The 16,952-nt window shown below is 65.0% G+C and carries 18 protein-coding genes; 5 read left to right on the top strand and 13 right to left on the bottom strand.

Annotation, left to right across the window (positions count from 1 at the left end; translation table 11 throughout):
* Window positions 1-2: 2 nt before the first annotated feature.
* The 7 genes from EAE28_RS13700 to ccoN all read right to left on the bottom strand — a co-directional run bounded on the left by EAE28_RS13700 (window position 3) and on the right by ccoN (window position 7,789).
* A complete protein-coding gene (locus EAE28_RS13700; protein WP_127107181.1) occupies window positions 3-2,213 on the bottom strand; it encodes a heavy metal translocating P-type ATPase in 2,211 nt (736 codons plus the stop codon).
* 10 nt (window positions 2,214-2,223) lie between these two features.
* On the bottom strand, window positions 2,224-2,691 hold the full coding sequence (locus EAE28_RS13695) for a FixH family protein (RefSeq protein WP_181954492.1): 468 nt from the start codon (window positions 2,689-2,691) through the stop codon (window positions 2,224-2,226).
* Window positions 2,691-4,118, bottom strand: a complete 1,428-nt coding sequence (gene ccoG / locus EAE28_RS13690) for a cytochrome c oxidase accessory protein CcoG (protein WP_246022355.1) — start codon at window positions 4,116-4,118, stop codon at window positions 2,691-2,693. Before ccoG ends, EAE28_RS13695 begins: the two co-directional genes overlap by 1 nt.
* Window positions 4,119-4,355: 237 nt before the next feature.
* A complete protein-coding gene (gene ccoP / locus EAE28_RS13685; protein WP_127107177.1) occupies window positions 4,356-5,231 on the bottom strand; it encodes a cytochrome-c oxidase, cbb3-type subunit III in 876 nt (291 codons plus the stop codon).
* A complete protein-coding gene (locus tag EAE28_RS13680) occupies window positions 5,231-5,443 on the bottom strand; it encodes a cbb3-type cytochrome oxidase subunit 3 (protein ID WP_127107175.1) in 213 nt (70 codons plus the stop codon). The genes ccoP and EAE28_RS13680 overlap by 1 nt, the downstream gene beginning before the upstream one ends.
* Before the next feature lie 12 nt (window positions 5,444-5,455).
* Window positions 5,456-6,181 (bottom strand): cytochrome-c oxidase, cbb3-type subunit II, encoded by a 726-nt coding sequence (ccoO, locus tag EAE28_RS13675; RefSeq protein ID WP_127107173.1) that lies wholly within the window; start codon window positions 6,179-6,181, stop codon window positions 5,456-5,458.
* 12 nt (window positions 6,182-6,193) lie between these two features.
* A complete protein-coding gene (gene ccoN, locus EAE28_RS13670) occupies window positions 6,194-7,789 on the bottom strand; it encodes a cytochrome-c oxidase, cbb3-type subunit I (protein ID WP_127107171.1) in 1,596 nt (531 codons plus the stop codon).
* Window positions 7,790-8,024: 235 nt separating this feature from the next.
* Here ccoN and EAE28_RS13665 point away from each other — a divergent pair, with 235 nt between their 5' ends.
* Window positions 8,025-8,864, top strand: a complete 840-nt coding sequence (locus EAE28_RS13665; protein ID WP_127107169.1) for a universal stress protein — start codon at window positions 8,025-8,027, stop codon at window positions 8,862-8,864.
* A gap of 41 nt (window positions 8,865-8,905) precedes the next feature.
* Here the strand turns inward: EAE28_RS13665 and EAE28_RS13660 are convergent, their stop codons facing one another.
* Window positions 8,906-9,346 (bottom strand): GNAT family N-acetyltransferase, encoded by a 441-nt coding sequence (locus EAE28_RS13660; RefSeq protein ID WP_127107167.1) that lies wholly within the window; start codon window positions 9,344-9,346, stop codon window positions 8,906-8,908.
* A 257-nt stretch (window positions 9,347-9,603) separates the two neighbouring features.
* On the opposite strand from EAE28_RS13660, the gene EAE28_RS13655 reads away from it, so the two are divergent.
* Window positions 9,604-10,137 carry a DUF2087 domain-containing protein gene (locus EAE28_RS13655; protein ID WP_127107165.1) on the top strand — a complete coding sequence of 178 codons (534 nt, stop codon included), beginning with the start codon at window positions 9,604-9,606 and terminating at the stop codon, window positions 10,135-10,137.
* Here the strand turns inward: EAE28_RS13655 and EAE28_RS13650 are convergent.
* Window positions 10,129-10,629: a P-loop nucleotide/nucleoside kinase family protein gene (locus tag EAE28_RS13650; RefSeq protein WP_127107163.1), complete on the bottom strand. Its 501-nt coding sequence runs from the start codon at window positions 10,627-10,629 to the stop codon at window positions 10,129-10,131. The genes EAE28_RS13655 and EAE28_RS13650 overlap by 9 nt on opposite strands.
* Window positions 10,630-10,850: 221 nt before the next feature.
* Between EAE28_RS13650 and EAE28_RS13645 the strand changes: the two genes are divergently transcribed.
* Window positions 10,851-12,815 (top strand): bifunctional 2',3'-cyclic-nucleotide 2'-phosphodiesterase/3'-nucleotidase, encoded by a 1,965-nt coding sequence (locus EAE28_RS13645; protein WP_181954491.1) that lies wholly within the window; start codon window positions 10,851-10,853, stop codon window positions 12,813-12,815.
* An 80-nt stretch (window positions 12,816-12,895) separates the two neighbouring features.
* On the opposite strand, the gene EAE28_RS23980 is transcribed toward EAE28_RS13645, so the two are convergent.
* Window positions 12,896-13,393 (bottom strand): hypothetical protein, encoded by a 498-nt coding sequence (locus EAE28_RS23980; RefSeq protein WP_127107162.1) that lies wholly within the window; start codon window positions 13,391-13,393, stop codon window positions 12,896-12,898.
* A 118-nt stretch (window positions 13,394-13,511) separates the two neighbouring features.
* Here EAE28_RS23980 and EAE28_RS13635 point away from each other — a divergent pair, with 118 nt between their 5' ends.
* On the top strand, window positions 13,512-13,847 hold the full coding sequence (locus tag EAE28_RS13635; protein WP_127107160.1) for a TfoX/Sxy family protein: 336 nt from the start codon (window positions 13,512-13,514) through the stop codon (window positions 13,845-13,847).
* Here the strand turns inward: EAE28_RS13635 and EAE28_RS23775 are convergent.
* From EAE28_RS23775 to fnrL, 3 genes are all read right to left on the bottom strand, one after another.
* Window positions 13,844-14,002 (bottom strand): hypothetical protein, encoded by a 159-nt coding sequence (locus tag EAE28_RS23775; RefSeq protein ID WP_164736633.1) that lies wholly within the window; start codon window positions 14,000-14,002, stop codon window positions 13,844-13,846. The two genes, EAE28_RS13635 and EAE28_RS23775, sit on opposite strands and share 4 nt — an antisense overlap.
* Before the next feature lie 135 nt (window positions 14,003-14,137).
* Window positions 14,138-14,647 (bottom strand): hypothetical protein, encoded by a 510-nt coding sequence (locus EAE28_RS13630; RefSeq protein ID WP_127107158.1) that lies wholly within the window; start codon window positions 14,645-14,647, stop codon window positions 14,138-14,140.
* A gap of 111 nt (window positions 14,648-14,758) precedes the next feature.
* Entirely contained in the window at window positions 14,759-15,514 is a 756-nt protein-coding gene (fnrL, locus tag EAE28_RS13625; protein ID WP_127107156.1) for a transcriptional regulator FnrL, read from the bottom strand.
* Between the two features lie 50 nt (window positions 15,515-15,564).
* On the opposite strand from fnrL, the gene hemN reads away from it, so the two are divergent.
* Window positions 15,565-16,920, top strand: coding sequence for an oxygen-independent coproporphyrinogen III oxidase (gene hemN / locus EAE28_RS13620; RefSeq protein ID WP_127107154.1), 1,356 nt, complete (start codon window positions 15,565-15,567; stop codon window positions 16,918-16,920).
* Window positions 16,921-16,952 lie beyond the last annotated feature (32 nt).

Genomic DNA, 16,952 nt, shown 5'->3' with positions numbered 1-16,952 from the left:
CCCTATTTGAGCCGCAGCGCGTTCAGTGCGACGGTGATCGACGACACCGACATGGCCAGCGCCGCGATCAGCGGTGAGGCCAGACCAACCAGCGCGATGGGCACCGCGATCAGGTTATAGCCAAACGAGATCGCGAAATTTTCCCGTATACGCCGCACCGCGCGCACGGCGGTGCGTTGCGCATGGGGCAGCGGGGCAAGCGAGGTGCCGAGCAGCACGATGTCCGAGGCCACGCGCGCCGCATCCAACGCCGTCGCCGGAGAGATCGACACATGCGCGGCGGTCAGCGCCACCGTGTCGTTCAGCCCGTCGCCGATCATCAGCACCTTGTGCCCCTTGGCCTGCAGCGCTTCGATGGTGGCGGATTTGTCCTGCGGCAAGGCCTCGGCCTGCCAGTCGTCGATGCCCAGCCGTTCGGCCATGGCGCGCACCGCCCCCGGCACGTCGCCCGAGATCAGCAGAACCCGCTTACCCTGCGCCTTGAAGGCGGTCACGGCCTCTTGCGCGCCGTCGCGCAGGCGGTCGGTGAAGGCGATGGCGTGCACCCGCTCGGCACCGATGGCGAGGTAGGTGCCGGTGGTCTCAAGGCTGTCGGCCCCGACCCAATCCGCGCGGCCAAGGCGCACGCGGGTGCCCTGCCAGAGCGCCTGAACGCCGTGGCCCGGCACCTCGGCGATGTCGTCAAGCAGCGCGGGGATCACGCCGCGCGCCTTTGCCGCCTGCGCGAGAGACTGCGCGAGCGGGTGCGACGAGGCAGCGCCCAGCGCCGCGCCGATTTCCAGCGCGTGCGGGCTGAGGGTGTCGAGGCTGACGGGTTCGGGCGTGCCCAGCGTCAGGGTGCCGGTCTTGTCGAAGACCACGGTGTCCACCTCGGCCAGACGCTCCAGCGCCGAGCCGTCCTTGATCAGCAGCCCCGCCCGGAACAGCTTGCCCGAGGCGGCGGTGACCACGGCGGGCACGGCCAGACCCAGCGCGCAGGGGCAGGTGATGATCAGCGTCGCGGCGGCGATGTTGAGCGCCAGGCGCACGTCGCCGCCAGTGATCCACATCCACGCAAGGAACGCGCCAAAGGCGAGCAGATGGACCGAGGGCGAATAGAGCCGCGCGGCGCGTTCGGCCAGCGTGGTGTATTTGTTGCGGGCGTTTTCGGCCACGGCGACCAGATCGGCCATGCGGTGCAGCGAGCTGTCCTTGCCCGCCGCCGTGACGCGCACGGTCAGTGGGCCGGTCAGGTTCACCGCGCCGGCGGTGACCACCAGATCGGGGCTGGCGAAGACCGGGAGCGTTTCGCCGGTCAGCAGCGAGCGGTCGAGTTCCGAGGTGCCCGCGACGATGACGCCATCGACCGGGATGCGGCCACCCGGGCGCACCAGCACCAGATCACCGAGGGTGAGGGCCGAGACGGCGACGGTCTCTTCGGTCCCATCGGTCACGCGAAGGGCACGCGGCACCTCAAGTGCGGCGAGTTCCTGCGCGGCCGAGCGGGCGACGGCGCGGGTGCGGAAATCGAGGTAGCGGCCGGCCAGCAGGAAGAAGGTCAGCATCACCGCGGCGTCGAAATAGGCGTGGTGGCCGCCGTTCAAGGTCTCATAGAGCGACATACCGGTGGCCAGGACGATGGCCAGCGAGATCGGGAAATCCATGTCCAGCCGCCCGGCCTTCACCCCGGCCCAGGCCTTGCGAAAGAACGGCTGGGCCGAGAAGGCGACGGTGGGCACGGCGATCAGGGCGGAAATCAGGTGGAACAGATCGCGGGTGGCGTCGGTGGCACCGGACCAGACGGCGACCGACAACAGCATGATATTCATCATGCTGAACCCCGCGACGCCAAGCCGCATCAGCAGGTCGCGGCCCTGGCGGTCGGTCTCGGTCATGCTGAGCTGGCCGGGGTCCAGTTCATACGCCGGGTAGCCGATCTTGCCCAGCCGCTCGGCCACCGCAGCGGCGGTGACGCCTGGCTCCCCCTCGACCGAGACGCGGCGCAGGGTCAGGTTGAGGCGGGCGCTTTTGACGCCCGGCATTTTCTCAAGATCCCGCTCGATGTTGGTGATGCACAGCGCGCAATGGGCATCCGGCACCGACAGCATGATCCGCGCCGAGGCCGCCGCAGCCGCTGCCTGCGCACGGTCCAGCGCCGAGGGCATGGCAACGCAGGCGGGGCAGGCAGACATCGGGGCGGGCCCCTGCCCTTGGCCATACGACGAATCGGTCATGGCGCGGTCCTCATGGGTTGTGGATCACGCCGACGCGGTAGTCGTATTGCGTGCCGTCGGCGGATTCGGCGCTGATGCGCAGATCCCAGTTGCCGTAGTCCACATCAACGGGGGCGACATAGGCCGCGCCGTTGAAGGCGAGATCGGGGATGGTGTCCTCGCGCTCGGTCGTGGGGCGGCCCAGAATGGCGGTGATCGCGGCCACCGGCGCGGGATCGCCCGAGGCGGTGGTGATGCGCACGGTCAGCTGCCCGCCGGTCATGTCGGCCTCGGTCGTCCAGCCCAGCGCCTGTTGCGCGCGCATCCGGTCGTTGAAGCCCTGACTTGCGACGTAGGAATTCGCCACCTCAAGACCCGGAAAAGTGCCGACGGCGTAATAGGCCATGACCAGATTGACGCCGATGATCACCGAAAACGCCGACACGGTGATCGCCAGAACCTTGCGCCCGGTCAGCTCGCGCCCTGCAGTATCGGCCATTATTCGCCCCTTCCGTTGAAGACTGTGTCGCCATAGATGCGGTCGGTCTCGCCGGTAACCGAGACCCAGACCCGCACGGGCGAGGTTGCAGCCACGGCGGCGGGCGTACCCGCCGCTGCGGTCAGATAGACGCGCTGGTTGAGCTGCTCATCCGGTCCCACGGTGACCAGTTGGCCCTGCACCCCTTCGATCGTCAAGCTGATCGAGGCGTCATTGGCCACGGTCAGGTAGAACTGGCGGGGTTCCGCGTACATGTTGCGCAGGCGGATGTCATAGGCGTTGCGGACCGAGCCATTGGCCAGCACCACATGCGTGGGGTTGCGGACCGGCGCGATGGACATGTCGATATCGGTGCGCAGGAACAGCGCGACCAGCAGCGCCACGCCGACCCCGGCCCAGATGACGGTGTAGACCACGGTGCGCGGGCGGAAGACGTGTTTCCAGATGCTTTTCGGCGCAGAGCCGGCGCGTTCGCGGGTTTCATCGGTCAGCGCCATGTAGCCGATCAGCTCACGCGGTTTGCCGATGCGGTCCATCACGTCGTTACAGGCGTCGATGCACAGACCGCAGGTGATGCAGGCCAGTTGCTGGCCGTCGCGGATGTCGATGCCCATCGGGCAGACGTTGACGCAGGCCATGCAGTCGATGCAGTCGCCCTGCCGCGTGTCCTCGACACCCTTGTGGTGCTTGCCGCGCGGCTCACCGCGCCAGTCGCGATAGCTGATGGTGAGCGTGTCCTCGTCCATCATCGCGGCCTGAATGCGCGGCCAGGGGCAGCCGTAGATGCAGACCTGTTCGCGGAAAAAGCCGCCGAACAGGAAGGTCGTCGTGGTCAGGAAAGCGATGGTGCCATAGGCGACCGGGTGGGCGCTGAAGGTGGCCAGATCGTGCAGCAGGGTCGGCGCGTCGGTGAAATAGAACACCCAGGCCCCGCCGGTCGCCAGACCGATCAGCAGCCAGAGCAGCCATTTGGTCGCGTTCTTGCGGATCTTTTCCGCGCCCCAGGGCTGGCGGTGCAGGCGCAGACGCGCGTTGCGGTCGCCCTCGACCCAGCGTTCCACCAGAATATACAGATCGGTCCAGACGGTCTGCGGGCAGGCATAGCCGCACCAGACCCGGCCCAGCGCCGAGGTGAACAGGAACAGCCCGATGCCCGCCATGATCAGCAGGCCTGCGACAAAATAGAACTCGTGCGGCCAGATCTCGACCATGAAGAAAAAGAAGCGGCGGCTGCCCAGATCGACCAGCACGGCCTGATCCGGCATCGCCGGGCCCCGGTCCCAGCGGATCCATGGCGTGATGTAGTAGATGCCCAGCATCAGCCCCATCAGCCACCACTTGAGCGTCCGGAAGTTGCCCTTGACGCGGCGCGGGAAAATCGGCTCGCGCTTGGCGTACAGCTGTTCTGGCTCTTCGGTGGTACTCACGGACTCGCTCCATTTCTTGGCTTGGGGCTGCTTCGCACAGGGTGGCGACCAGAGCCTTGACTTGAATCAAAAATCAGACTTCGCGAGACAGATTAAATGTGGCAAAGGCGCACACCGGTGGGACGACCGGGTGCGCCTTTGCTTACGTCAAAGCTGCACCGGCCCCGCGAAACGCGCGAACAGGATCGGGTCCGGTGCAGCCGCCGGGCCCTGCGCACAGGGCCCGGGTTCGTCAGGTTACTGGCCACCGCCCAGCTGGTGGACATAGGCCCCCACAGCGCGGATCTGCGCCGGGTTCAGACGGTTGGTGAAGCCCGGCATGATGCCGAAATGGGCGTTGTTCACCGTGGCGCGGATGTCGGCCTCGGACCCGCCATAGAGCCAGATCGCGTTGTTCAGCGCCGGGGCACCGACAAACGTGTCGCCCGAGCCGTCCGCACCGTGGCAGGACGCGCAGTTCAGATCGAACACCTCGGCCCCTGCGGCCGCCAGCGCGGCGTCATGGGCCTGACCCGAGATCGCCAGAACGTGATTCACAACCTGATCGATCTCTTCCGGCGTCAGCAGCTCATCGCGGCCAAAGGACGGCATCTCGGAGTAGCGCGCATCGGGGAAATCCTCGTTGCGGATGCCGTAGGTCACGGTGGTCACGATGTCGTCCATGGTGCCGCCCCACATCCACTCGTCATCGAGCAGGTTGGGAAAGCCCGAACCCGCGCGCAGGCCATCGGCACCGGCGCCGTGGCATTGCGAGCATTGGGCGCGGAACACGGCAGCCCCGGCGTTGACCGCGAAGCGCTCGAGTTCGGGATCGGCCGAAATCGCGTCCAGATCGGTGGACATCAGCCGGTCATACCAGACCTGATTGGCGGCGTCGGCATCGGCGATCTCGACCTCGACATCGGCGCGCGACGAATAGCCCAGCACGCCCGACGTTGCCCCGCTCACCATTGGCCATGCCGGGTAGAGCACCCAGTAGACCACCGACCACAGGATGCACAGATAGAAGACCCAGAGCCACCAGCGCGGCAGCGGGTTGTCGAATTCCTCGATCCCGTCCCACGAATGCCCCGTCGTCTTGGGGTCGTTGCTTTTCTTTTTTGGCGTGGCCATCAGCGTGCCCCCTGGCTCTGGCGTTGGGAGGGGGCGTCAGCCCCGTCCCCCGCCGGTCTGTCGTCATTGCGGAAGATGCTGGCAGCGACTTCCTGCTGCACCTTGCGGCTGCCGGGCCGCCAGGCCCAGGCAATGATCCCGACGAAGAAGAGCGCCATGAACAGCAGATACCAGCTGTCCGCGAAGCTCCGAAGAAGAGTGTAGGTTTGCATGTCTCTTCCCCCTTACCGGCTGTCGTCGCGCACGAAGGTGTCGAAATCCACCAGCGTGCCGATCATCTGCATGTACGAAATCAACGCATCCATCTCGGTCAGCTGAGGCTGGCCATCGAAGTTCCGCGTCTGCGCATCGTGATAGCGTTCCAGCAGGCCCGACGTGTCGGCTTCGGGGTCTGCCTGCGCGAGGAAGTCCTCACGCGCGGTCGCGATCATCTCGTCGGTGTAGGGCACCCCGACAATGCGGTAGGCGTTCATCAGATCGGCGATGTGTTCGCCGTTGATCGGACGATCGAGCAGGAACGCATAGGGCGGCATGATCGATTCCGGCACCACGTCACGCGGGTTGCGCATGTGGGCGACGTGCCATTCGTCCGAATAGCGCCCGCCCAGACGGGCCAGATCCGGCCCGGTCCGCTTGGAGCCCCACTGGAACGGGTGGTCGTACATCGATTCCGCCGCCAGCGAGTAGTGGCCGTAACGCTCGACCTCGTCGCGCATCGGGCGCACCATCTGGCTGTGGCAGACATAGCAGCCCTCGCGCACGTAGATCTCGCGACCGGCGAGTTCCAGCGGTGCGTAGGGGCGCATGCCCTCGACCTCTTCGATCGTGTTCTGCAGGTAGAACAGAGGCACGATCTGCACGAGGCCGCCGATGGTCACCACCAAAAAGCTGAGGACCAGCAAGAGGGTGGCGTGCTTCTCGATTTTCTTGTGATGATCTAGAATACCCATTTCATCCTCCGCTTATTCAGCGGCAACCGCAGCGGTGGCAGGCTTCGCTTCGCCCACCTTCCGCACGGTCATCCACAGGTTGTAGCACATGATCAAGGCACCGGTCAGGAACATCAGGCCGCCCGTTCCGCGCACCACGTTCATCGGGAACTTGGCCGCAACGGTGTCCGCGAACGAGTTCACCAGGAAGCCTTGCGCGTCGACTTCGCGCCACATCAGGCCTTCCATGATGCCGGTCACCCACATCGACGCCGCGTACAGAACGATGCCGATCGTGGCGAGCCAGAAGTGCCAGCTGACGAGGCTCAGCGAATAGAGACGCTCACGCTTCCACAGTTTGGGCACCAGATAGTAGAGCGCCCCGAAGGTGATCATCCCGTTCCAGCCCAGCGCGCCCGAGTGGACGTGACCGATGGTCCAGTCCGTATAGTGCGACAGCGAGTTGACCGCGCGGATCGACATCATCGGCCCCTCGAACGTGGCCATGCCGTAAAAGCCCACGGCAACGACCATCATGCGGATCACCGGGTCGGTGCGCAGTTTGTCCCACGCGCCCGACAGGGTCATCAGCCCGTTGATCATCCCGCCCCAGGACGGCATCCACAGCATGATCGAGAAGGTCATGCCCAGCGTCTGCGCCCAGTCAGGCAGGGCGGTGTAGTGCAAATGGTGCGGACCGGCCCAGATATACAGGAAGATCAGCGCCCAGAAGTGGATGATCGACAGCTTGTAGCTGTAGACCGGACGCTCGGCCTGTTTGGGGATGAAGTAATACATCATGCCCAGGAAGCCGGCCGTCAGGAAGAAGCCGACGGCGTTGTGGCCATACCACCATTGCACCATCGCCGACTGCACGCCCGACCAGACCGGGATCGACCGCGAGCCCAGGAAAGAAACCGGGATCTGCAGGTTGTTGACGATGTGCAGCATCGCCACGGTGACGATGAACGACAGGTAGAACCAGTTCGCCACATAGATATGCGGCTCGCGGCGCTTGATCAGCGTGCCCATGAAGATCAGCAGATACGCGACCCAGACGACGGTCAGCCACAGGTCGGTCAGCCATTCCGGCTCGGCGTATTCCTGACCTTGGGTCGAGCCCAGCACATAGCCGGTCGCCGCCATCAGGATGAACACCTGATAGCCCCAGAACACGAACCACGCGAGGTTGCCGCCAAACAGCCGTGCCGCCGTCGTGCGTTGAACCACGTAGAAGGACGAAGCGATCAGGGCGTTGCCGCCAAAGGCGAAGATCACCGCCGAGGTGTGGAGCGGGCGCAGACGGCCAAAGTTGCCAAAGCCCTCAAGCAGCGCAAGGTTCAGCTCGGGAAAGGCCAGCTGGAAGGCGATCACGACGCCGACCAGAAACCCGACGATGCCCCAGAAGCAGGTTGCGATGACGCCATAGCGAATGACGCCGTCCATATATTCTTTTTCGTTGTGTACCGCCTCTCCCATGTGGCGAATTTGCCACAGGAAAGCCGCTACCGCCGCCAGCATGAAAATCATCATGTGGACGAGGTAGGCGAGGTCACGCGCGTAACTTGCAGCGATCGCGGCGAGCACCGCGACGGCGGCAAGCACGATCAGCTTGACGTAATCCCACATTGTTTGCGTCCCTTCGTTCGTTTTTTTAGCGTTTCCCCCGTCTCCAGACAGAGTCGGGGCCTGTTACGCCTTCGTCCTTATTTCGGCTCCGGGGCTGCCAGACCTTGATTCAAGTCAAGTGACCCCAAATGTTATGACTGCGCGGACTTGATAGAGATCAATGCAGTCCAGCGGAGCGCGGCGGATCATCGCAGGACATCATGATCTGCCAGCAGCTGGCAGAAGGAGGACGTCCATGGCCTATAAATCGATTCTCAGTTTTCTCTCGAGTGCCTCTGAGCTTGACACAACCTTGCCGGATGCGATCCAGTTTTCACAGTCTCATGACGCGCATCTAACAGCCTGCATGCTGGGTGTCGATCTGACGCCCGCAGGCGGGTTTTACATGGGCGCATCGCCCGTCCTGCTGCAGGAAACGCTGGAACGGGCGCAGACCGAGGCCGAGGCCCTGGAAGCGCGCGGGCGACACCAGCTTGAGGGCCAGTCGCTGCGCTGGAGCGTTGATTCAGCGATCGCGCAGTTTGGCGGGCTGCCGATGCTGGTCGGCCAGCGCGCCCGCTTCGCCGATCTGGTGATCCAGTCGCGACCTTATGGCGCAGACGTCACGCCAGCGCAGGAAGCGGTCATCGAGGCGGCACTGTTTGAGGGCCGCGCCCCCGTTCTGGTGCTGCCGCACAAAGGGCTCAAACCCGATTTCGGCAAGCGGGTTATGATCGCCTGGGATCAGTCGCACGAGGCCTTGTCCGCCGTGCGCCGCGCGATGCCGCTGCTCAAGGCCGCGGACGAGGTGATGGTGGTTATCGTTGACCCGCCCGCGCACAGCGCCGAACGCTCGGACCCGGGCGGCTTGCTGACGCAGATGCTGGCGCGCCACGGCGTGCGGGCCGAAGTGGCCGTGCTGGCCAAGACCATGCCGCGCATTGCCGACGTACTGCTGCGCCACATGGAAGACAGCGATTCGTCCTTGATGGTGATGGGGGCTTACGGTCGCTCGCGCCTGCGCGAGGCGATTCTGGGCGGGCCGACGCGCGACGTGCTGGAGCACGCCGAGCGGGCGGTGTTGCTGGCCCACTGACAGATCGGGCGCCCCGGTCTTTGTGCCGGGGCGTTTGCGTTTCAGCGTTGGTACTTGATGAACGCCGTCTTGCGCGCCACGCGGTCATAGAGCTGGCGCGCGGTGGCGTTGCTGTCTTCGGTCAGCCAGAACACCTGCGCGGCGTCGTGGCGGTCGGCATCGGCATACAGCGCCTCGATCAGCGCGCGTCCGACGCCGTGGCCGCGTGCTGCGGTCGAGGCGAAGAGATCCTGCAGATAGCAGCGCGGCGTCCAGTCCGAGGTGGACGGGGTGAAGTAGTAATGCGCGAAGCCGACCACTTTGCCGTCGAGTTCAGCCGCATAGGCAAAGGGCTCGCCCGAGCCTGACAGCAGCAATCCCCACAGACGTTCGGTTGTGCGTTCCTCTACCGTGCGGCGGTAGAAGTCGTTGTAGCCCTGCCACAGCCCGACCCAGTCGGTGTGATCGCTGGGGACAAACCGGCGGATGATGACGTCGCTCATGGGGCCTCCCTTTGGCTTTGGCGGTGCGGACCGGCACGCTAACGCGCAAGCCGCGCGCTGTCTGCCCCCAATGCGTCTGGCTTGCCGGTGCGGGGCGCTTGCGCTAGAATCGCGGGATGGTCGGCAGTTCCCAAGGCGTCGCTGTCCCGAAAGGGAAGCTAAACCTGCCCTATAGCGATGATCCGACACACCCCATGTTGTGCCGCGCGTCGTAAGTCAGCGACCACGACCTTGCCCGCGGCCCTCATGAGGATGCCATGTCGCGCGATCTGATTCCGCTGACCACCGCCGATGTTTCCGCCTTTGCCCGCCAGCTGTCGCGGCAACTGGATGCCAGGGGCCCTGCCCCGTCACATCTGGAGATGCTCAACATGCTCGCCCGCTCGGCCGGGTTTCGCAATCACCAGCACCTGCGCGCCGCGCATGCCGCCGAGGGGCGGCTGAAGGCTGCGCCCGAGCCCAGCGCCGACTTCCGGCAGGTCGAGCGGGCGCTGGCCTGTTTCGACGGGGCCGGCCAGCTGATCCGCTGGCCCGCCCGGCGGCAATTGCAGATCCTGTGCCTGTGGGCGCTGTGGTCCCGCCTGCCGCGCGAGGCGCTGGACGAGGGGGCGATCAACCGGCTGCTGGATGGCTGGCACAGCTTCGGCGACCGGGCCTTGCTGAGGCGCGACATGATCGGGCTGGGCCTCATGCAGCGCGCGGCGGGTGGACGTGATTACCAGCGGATCGAGCAGCGGCCAAGTGTCGAAGCGCGGGCGCTGATCCGGCAGGTCACGGCGCGGCTAACGTAACGCCTCGGCGATGCGGCACACGGCGTCGTTGATCGACGTGCGGGCGGTGTCGATCTGCAGATCGGCCTCGCGCCACGGCAGGTAGTCGCGCGCCAGGACCTCAGACCAGCTGGGCACCCGGAACCCGGGCAGATCCGAGATGCGGGACTGCACGCGGCGGCGGTGTTCAACCGGATCCGAGCAGATCAGCTCCACGCCCAGATGCCGCGCGCCCGCCTGCGTGGCGGCGGTCTGGAAGACGTCGCGCGTCACCGGCCACGGGTTCACGCAATCGCTGATGACATTCAGCCCCAGCCCGAGGTTGGACACGGCGATGGCCCCGGCGATCAGATAGCTTTCGCCCTGCCCTTCGCGCGCCGGATCGACCTGCCAGATCGCCGCGTCGATCGCGTCGATGCGCAGCAACACCGCCCCCGTGCGGCGGGTAAGCGCCTGCGCAATGCTGGTCTTCCCGGTGCCGGGCAAACCGGCGAGGGCAATCAACGTCGGCACGGGTTGTGTCCTTGCAGTGGCTCCGCCTTGCGGTTGCCGTTACGTCCCCAGTCCTGCCGTCATGGCACAGTTACGTAAGCGCGCGATGAATCGCGCGACTCAGGCGGCGTTTTGCCGGTCACAAATTGAACCATCGGTCAAATTTCTTGATGGAATCCTGACACCGGTTCACGATGCCTCATTCGCCGCCAGAGCGACTCACTCACAGGGAGCCTCCCATCATGACCCGCTTGTCGCGCCGCGCGTTCCTCGCGTCCTCGACCGCAGCCACCAGCCTTGTGCTGCTGCACCCGTTTTCCGCCCGCGCCGCTGCGGGCCAGGCGCATCTGCGCATCCTGACCACCACCGACCTGCATTGCCACGCGCAGGCCTATGACTATTACGCCGACCGCCCCGTCGACACGCTGGGTCTGGCACGCACCGCCTCGATCATCGAAGAGATCCGGGCCGAGGCGACCAACACGCTGATGGTCGACAATGGCGACTACTTCCAGGGCAACCCGATGGGCGACTGGATGGCCTATGAGCACGGCATGAACGACGGGGACATCCACCCGATCATCGCCGCGATGAACACGCTGGGCTATGATTGCGGCACGCTGGGCAACCACGAGTTCAACTATGGCGTCGAGTTCATGGACCGCGTGAACGCGGGCGCGAATTTCCCCGTGGTCAGCGCGAACTTTGCCAGCAGTCTGGGTGCCAGCCCGCTGGAAGACGAGCTGCACCTGCCGCCCTATGTCATTCTGGACAAGATGCTGACCGATGGCGACGGCACCGAGATGCCGATCAAGATCGGGATCATCGGTTTCCTGCCGCCGCAGATCCTGCAATGGGACCGCTCGCATCTGGAAGGCCAGTACAACGTGCGCGGTATCGTCGAAGCGGCCACCGCCTGGGTGCCACAGATGAAGGCGGAAGGCGCTGACATCATCGTCGCGCTTTCGCATTCGGGCATCGCTACCGGGTTTGACCCGATGATGGAGAATGCCTCGCTCTATCTGGCCGAGGTCGAGGGCATTAATGCCATCGTCACCGGGCACCAGCACCTTGTGTTCCCCGGCACCAACCATGAAGGCGAAGGGATCGACGCCGAGGCTGGCACGTTGATGGGCAAGCCTGCCGTGATGGCCGGGTTCTGGGGCTCGCATCTGGGTCTGATCGACCTGATGCTGGTGCGCGACGGCGACAGCTGGCGCGTGGACTCTGCGCAAAGCTCGACGCGCCCTATCTCGCAGCGCAACGAGGATCGCTCGATCACCGCGCTGGTCGGGGATTACGCGCCGGTGGTGGATGCGACGGCTGACGCGCATGCCTCGACGCTGGAATACGTGCGGGCTGAGGTCGGCCAGACCTCGGTGCCGCTGTATTCGTATTTCGCACTGGTGGCGGATGATCCGTCGGTCCAGATCGTCAGCGATGCGCAGACCTGGTACGTGACCGAGATCCTGAAGGGCACCGAGCACGAGGGCCTGCCGGTTCTCAGCGCTGCGGCTCCGTTCAAAGCCGGGGGCCGGGGCGGGGCGGAATACTATACCGACGTGCCCGTCGGTCCGGTGGCGATCAAGAACGTGGCCGATCTGTACCTGTACCCCAACACGCTGATGGCGGTGCGGATCACCGGCGCGCAGGTGCGCGAATGGCTGGAACGCTCGGCGGGGATGTTCAACCAGATCGAACCCGGCGTCGCCGATCAGGTGCTGCTGAACCCGTCCTTCCCGTCGTACAACTTCGACGTGATCGACGGCGTGACCTATCAGATCGATCTCGCCCAAGCCTCGCGCTATGACAACGACGGCGCGGTGGTCGCGCCTGACGCGCACCGCATCGTCAATCTGCAGTTCAACGGCGCGCCGATTGATGACGCGGCCGAGTTCATCGTGGCGTCCAACAACTACCGCGCGGGCGGCGGCGGGCATTTCCCGGGGGCGGATGGCTCGACCATCATCTTCCGCGCGCCCGATACCAACCGCGACATTATCGTGCGCTATATCATCGACAACGGGACGATTGCCCCGGCGGCGGATGGCAACTGGGGCTTTGCCCCGGTCGAGGGAGCAACGGTTCTGTTCGAGACCGGCCCGGCGGCGGCAACCTATGTCGATGAGGTCCGCGCGCGCGGTGTGCAGATGGAAGCGGCAGGCGATGGTGAGAACGGTTTCGCGCTGTATCGCATCACGCTGTAAGCGATTGCGGGCCGCCTGCGGCCTGACGATGAGCAACGCGAACGCGGGCCGCTTGGCCCGCGTTTTGCGCTGACCGGCTGTCAGGCCTCCATGTCTATGTAGCGTGCGTCAAGCTCTTCCGAACCGGGCAAATCGCCCGGAATGTCGATCCCGCGCTCGGTCAACGTCGCTGCGATTGTCGCCACAGCATCGACGGCATAGCCCGCGCTCGACCGATCGCCGGCGTCGAGCGCATTCAGCGCATTCTGTGTCCAGGTTGCATAGAGCGAGGCGACCATCGCGTCGTCGTACCCGGCCAGTTCTTCCAGCCAGCCAGCATAGGTGGACTCGTCGACCGCCAGGAGTTCGCGCAGCGCACCTGCCACCGAACCATCGCCGGTTCCCAATGTCCCCAAGGCAGCAACCGAGGCGTTGCTCAACGAGTCGCTGATGCTGGTGCCCAGCGACCCCGTGCCGGTGCTCACCGCCGCGACCGAGGCGATGCCCAGGCCGACGACAGCTGCAGTCAAAACGACCCAGTCCACAGTCACCGCGCCGTCTTCATTTTGAAGCCAACGTTTCAAGGTGTAAGCTTTCATCTTGGCCTCCAATAGAGTGTTTTCATGGTTAACCTGGTCAGCAATAACGGCTGAATTGCGGCGCAATGCGGCGCTTTGATGTGGCACCCTCTGTGTGCCCGCGACTTCGAGGTACAAAATGGCCTATGACGAAACCTTCGCCGAGATGCTGCGCGCCGATCTTGAGCACACGCCCGGTCTGACCGAAAAGCGCATGTTCGGTGGGTTGGTGTTCCTGCGCGAGGGCAACATGTTGTTCGTTCTGCGCGGCAAGGGCGGGGCGATGGCGCGGGTCGGCGCCGATCAGACCGAGGCGGCCCTGACCATCGACGGTGTCACCCCGACTCAGATGCGCGGGCGCGCGATGACGGGCTTTGTCACGCTGGACGACGAGGTGCTGGACGACGACGACCGCCGCGCGCAGCTGATCGCCATGGCGCAGCGGTTCGTGGCCAGCCTGCCGCCCAAGGCCTAGCAGCTGACGCCGCCTGCCCCGCCGGTCGAGAACGCGCTGCGTTCAGGGATCGCGGATTCGCGCGCGGCCTGCCGGTCCGAGCCGTAAAGATAGGCGCCGGGCTTGGCGCGCTCATGCGGATAGCTGGCGCGGGCGCGGTGTTGGGAAGTGCTCATGGTCTCTCCTCCGTGAGTCGCGCGTGTAGCCACCCCATGCAGCCCGTCGTGCGATCATAGAAAGATGCCCCGCAAGCGTGGCAACGCTGCGGGGCAATCAGGGAAAAACCGTGATAAATATGGGCGTTTTCGCGGTCAGGACCGGTGCAGAACGGCTGCCAGACTGGCCATGGGGCGCGGCAGACCGCGGCGATCAATCTCACGCTCGGCCAGATAGAGCGCGTCCATCAGGAAGCCGCCCATGACGTCGCCTGCGCCGATCAGGCTGGCCTGCGTGGTGCGCGCGTAGTCCAGCAGATCCGCATCGCTGAACCCGGCGATGCCGTGCCGGAAGCGGTCATACTGGCTTTGATTATAGGTATGCAGGGCGTCGGGCATCACGGCCTCGCCGTCCCCAAACACAAGGGACGACCATTGGGTGAGGGACGAAAAGGCCGCGCCGTTATTGAACGAAGGGACGAACTGCACGCCAGCGGCAACCGCTGTCAGGCCCAGCGCCGCCAGCGCCGGCATCATGGCCCGGCGCGCGATATCGCGCACGCGGCTCAGCCACGGCGTGGCCTGGGGTGTGTCGGCGGGAATGTCACGCAGCACGACCGTCGAGGTGGTCACCAGCGTCTCGTAATCTTCGTCCCAATTGAACATGGTTCCGGTCTCTGCTCGACTGCCTGTGTCTCAACAGGTTGCGCGGCCAAGCGTGACCAAAATGCGGCTTCCAGACGGCAGATTTCGGGTCAAAGGCCCGTTAACGTTGATTTAAACGAGGAATCCGCCGTCACTGTCGTCACCGGCCTCTTCCAGCAGGCGTTCGAAATCGGGGATGGTGATGTGGCGCTTGCCCTCGATCACGATGATTCCGTCCTTGCGCAGGGCAGAAATCTGGCGGCTGACGGTCTCGAGCGTGAGGCCCAGATACTCCGACATCGCTTCGCGCGTGAGGGGCAGATCGACCACGACACTGCCGCCGCTATCGGCCATTTTCAGCGAGGCATCGCGCCGCGCGATGATGGCGATCAGGCTGGCGATCTTTTCGCGCGCGGTCTTGCGGCCCAACAGCAGCATCCATTCGCGCGCCGCATCCAGCTCGTCCAGCGTCATTTCCAGCAGGCGCTGACCGACATGCGGCGTGGTGAGCATCATCTCTTCAAACGGCTTCTTGCGAAAGCAGCACATGACCAGATCGGTGGTCGCCACCACGTCATAAGCGGCGGTGTCGCGGCCCGGACGCCCGACAAAATCCGAGGGCAGCAGCAGGCCGACCATCTGGCGGCGGCCGTCTTCCATCGTCTGGGTCAGGGTGGCGATGCCGGTCACAACCGAGCCGACAAAATCCATCCGGTCACCCGACCAGACAATCGTCTGCCCCGCCTCGAAGCTGCGGTAGTATTTCGTCTCTTCGAGGCTGGCCAATTCGCTGTCATCACAGCGCGCGCAAACGGCGCGGTGACGAATAGGGCAATCACCACACTGAATATGGGTAAACTTTACAGGCGTGGCGGCGGTTTTTGACATTGTTTGATCTAGGTCAAGGCTCAAAGACGTTCAATTGGCAACGTAAGCCAATGGAAACAGAATCGCAACTCGCCCGATTGGGGCTCTTTGACGCGCGTGTGCCGCGTTACACCAGCTATCCGACGGCCCCGCAATTCGCGGATACCGTGGGATCTTTGCAGTTTCGTCAATGGGTTGGCGCGATCAAGCCGGGCAGCCGGGTGTCCTTGTATCTGCACGTACCCTTCTGCCGCAGGTTGTGCTGGTTTTGCGCCTGTCGCACGCAGGGCACCAGCAATGAAGCCCCGGTCATTGCCTATGTCGAAACGCTGAAAGCCGAATTGCAGCACCTCAAGGCGCTTTTGCCGCAAGGCGTTACGCTGTCGCGGCTGCATTGGGGCGGCGGCACGCCGACGCTGATGCCCGCCGCGCAAATGCGCGAGCTGGCGGCGGCGGTATTTGACGCGGTGCCATTGGGCAAGGACGCCGAATTCTCGGTCGAGATTGACCCCAACGAGATCGACGCCGAACGGCTGGACGCGCTGGCCGAGGCGGGGATGAACCGTGCCTCGATCGGGGTGCAGGATTTCGACCCCGAGATCCAGCAGATCATCGGCCGCGACCAGAGCTATGAGACCACCTGCTCCGCGGTCGAGATGATCCGCGCGCGTGGCGTCACCAGCCTGAACGCCGATATCCTGTTCGGCCTGCCCTATCAGACGCGCGCCCGGCTGTCGGATTCAGTGCAAAAGCTGCTGTCGCTGTCGCCCGACCGGGTGGCGCTGTACGGCTATGCGCATGTGCCGTGGATGGCGCGGCGGCAGCAGATGATCCCCTCGGACAGCCTGCCCCGGCCCGAGGAACGGCTGGCGCTGTTCGAGGCAGCGCAGGAGCTGTTCACCTGGGACGGCTATGACGAGATCGGCATCGACCATTTCGCACGGCCCAGTGACGGGTTGGCGGTGGCGGCGAAGAACGGCACGCTGCGGCGGAATTTTCAGGGCTATACCGATGATACGTCCGAGGTGCTGATCGGGCTTGGTGCCTCGTCCATCTCGAAGTTTCCGCAGGGCTATGCGCAGATGAACCCGGCGACCTCGGGCTGGACCAAGGCGGTGCGGGCCGGTGAGTTCGCCATCACGCGGGGCCATGCGTTCAAGGGTGAGGACCGGCTGCGCGCGCGGATCATCGAGGCGCTGATGTGCGATTTCGCGGTGTCTTCGGCGGAGCTGGTGCGCGATTTCGGTGCCGACCCTGCGACGCTGCAGGCTCTGTTCGCACCGGTGGCCGAGGCCTTCTCGCCCTTCGTGGTTCTGGACCGCAACGGGCTGTCCATCCCGCCTGCCGGGCGGGCGCTGACCCGGATGATCGCCACGCGGTTTGACCAATACGCGATGGCGAAGACCGGGCATTCCTCGGCGATCTGACGCGAAAGGGGGCCGCGTCCGGCCCCCCCTCT

This window comes from Pararhodobacter zhoushanensis, from assembly GCF_003990445.1.
Lineage (GTDB): Bacteria > Pseudomonadota > Alphaproteobacteria > Rhodobacterales > Rhodobacteraceae > Pararhodobacter > Pararhodobacter zhoushanensis.
This window is presented reverse-complemented; position numbering and strand designations above follow the sequence as displayed.

What these genes read in the sequence shown, in the direction of transcription:
- EAE28_RS13700 (WP_127107181.1), bottom strand. Translation starts at nt 2,213, where the DNA reads ATGACCGATTCGTCGTATGGCCAAGGGCAGGGGCCCGCCCCGATGTCT.
- EAE28_RS13695 (WP_181954492.1), bottom strand. Translation starts at nt 2,691, where the DNA reads ATGGCCGATACTGCAGGGCGCGAGCTGACCGGGCGCAAGGTTCTGGCG.
- ccoP (WP_127107177.1), bottom strand. Translation starts at nt 5,231, where the DNA reads ATGGCCACGCCAAAAAAGAAAAGCAACGACCCCAAGACGACGGGGCAT.
- EAE28_RS13680 (WP_127107175.1), bottom strand. Translation starts at nt 5,443, where the DNA reads ATGCAAACCTACACTCTTCTTCGGAGCTTCGCGGACAGCTGGTATCTG.
- ccoO (WP_127107173.1), bottom strand. Translation starts at nt 6,181, where the DNA reads ATGGGTATTCTAGATCATCACAAGAAAATCGAGAAGCACGCCACCCTC.
- ccoN (WP_127107171.1), bottom strand. Translation starts at nt 7,789, where the DNA reads ATGTGGGATTACGTCAAGCTGATCGTGCTTGCCGCCGTCGCGGTGCTC.
- EAE28_RS13665 (WP_127107169.1), top strand. Translation starts at nt 8,025, where the DNA reads ATGGCCTATAAATCGATTCTCAGTTTTCTCTCGAGTGCCTCTGAGCTT.
- EAE28_RS13660 (WP_127107167.1), bottom strand. Translation starts at nt 9,346, where the DNA reads ATGAGCGACGTCATCATCCGCCGGTTTGTCCCCAGCGATCACACCGAC.
- EAE28_RS13655 (WP_127107165.1), top strand. Translation starts at nt 9,604, where the DNA reads ATGTCGCGCGATCTGATTCCGCTGACCACCGCCGATGTTTCCGCCTTT.
- EAE28_RS13645 (WP_181954491.1), top strand. Translation starts at nt 10,851, where the DNA reads ATGACCCGCTTGTCGCGCCGCGCGTTCCTCGCGTCCTCGACCGCAGCC.
- EAE28_RS23980 (WP_127107162.1), bottom strand. Translation starts at nt 13,393, where the DNA reads ATGAAAGCTTACACCTTGAAACGTTGGCTTCAAAATGAAGACGGCGCG.
- EAE28_RS13635 (WP_127107160.1), top strand. Translation starts at nt 13,512, where the DNA reads ATGGCCTATGACGAAACCTTCGCCGAGATGCTGCGCGCCGATCTTGAG.
- EAE28_RS23775 (WP_164736633.1), bottom strand. Translation starts at nt 14,002, where the DNA reads ATGAGCACTTCCCAACACCGCGCCCGCGCCAGCTATCCGCATGAGCGC.
- EAE28_RS13630 (WP_127107158.1), bottom strand. Translation starts at nt 14,647, where the DNA reads ATGTTCAATTGGGACGAAGATTACGAGACGCTGGTGACCACCTCGACG.
- fnrL (WP_127107156.1), bottom strand. Translation starts at nt 15,514, where the DNA reads ATGTCAAAAACCGCCGCCACGCCTGTAAAGTTTACCCATATTCAGTGT.
- hemN (WP_127107154.1), top strand. Translation starts at nt 15,565, where the DNA reads ATGGAAACAGAATCGCAACTCGCCCGATTGGGGCTCTTTGACGCGCGT.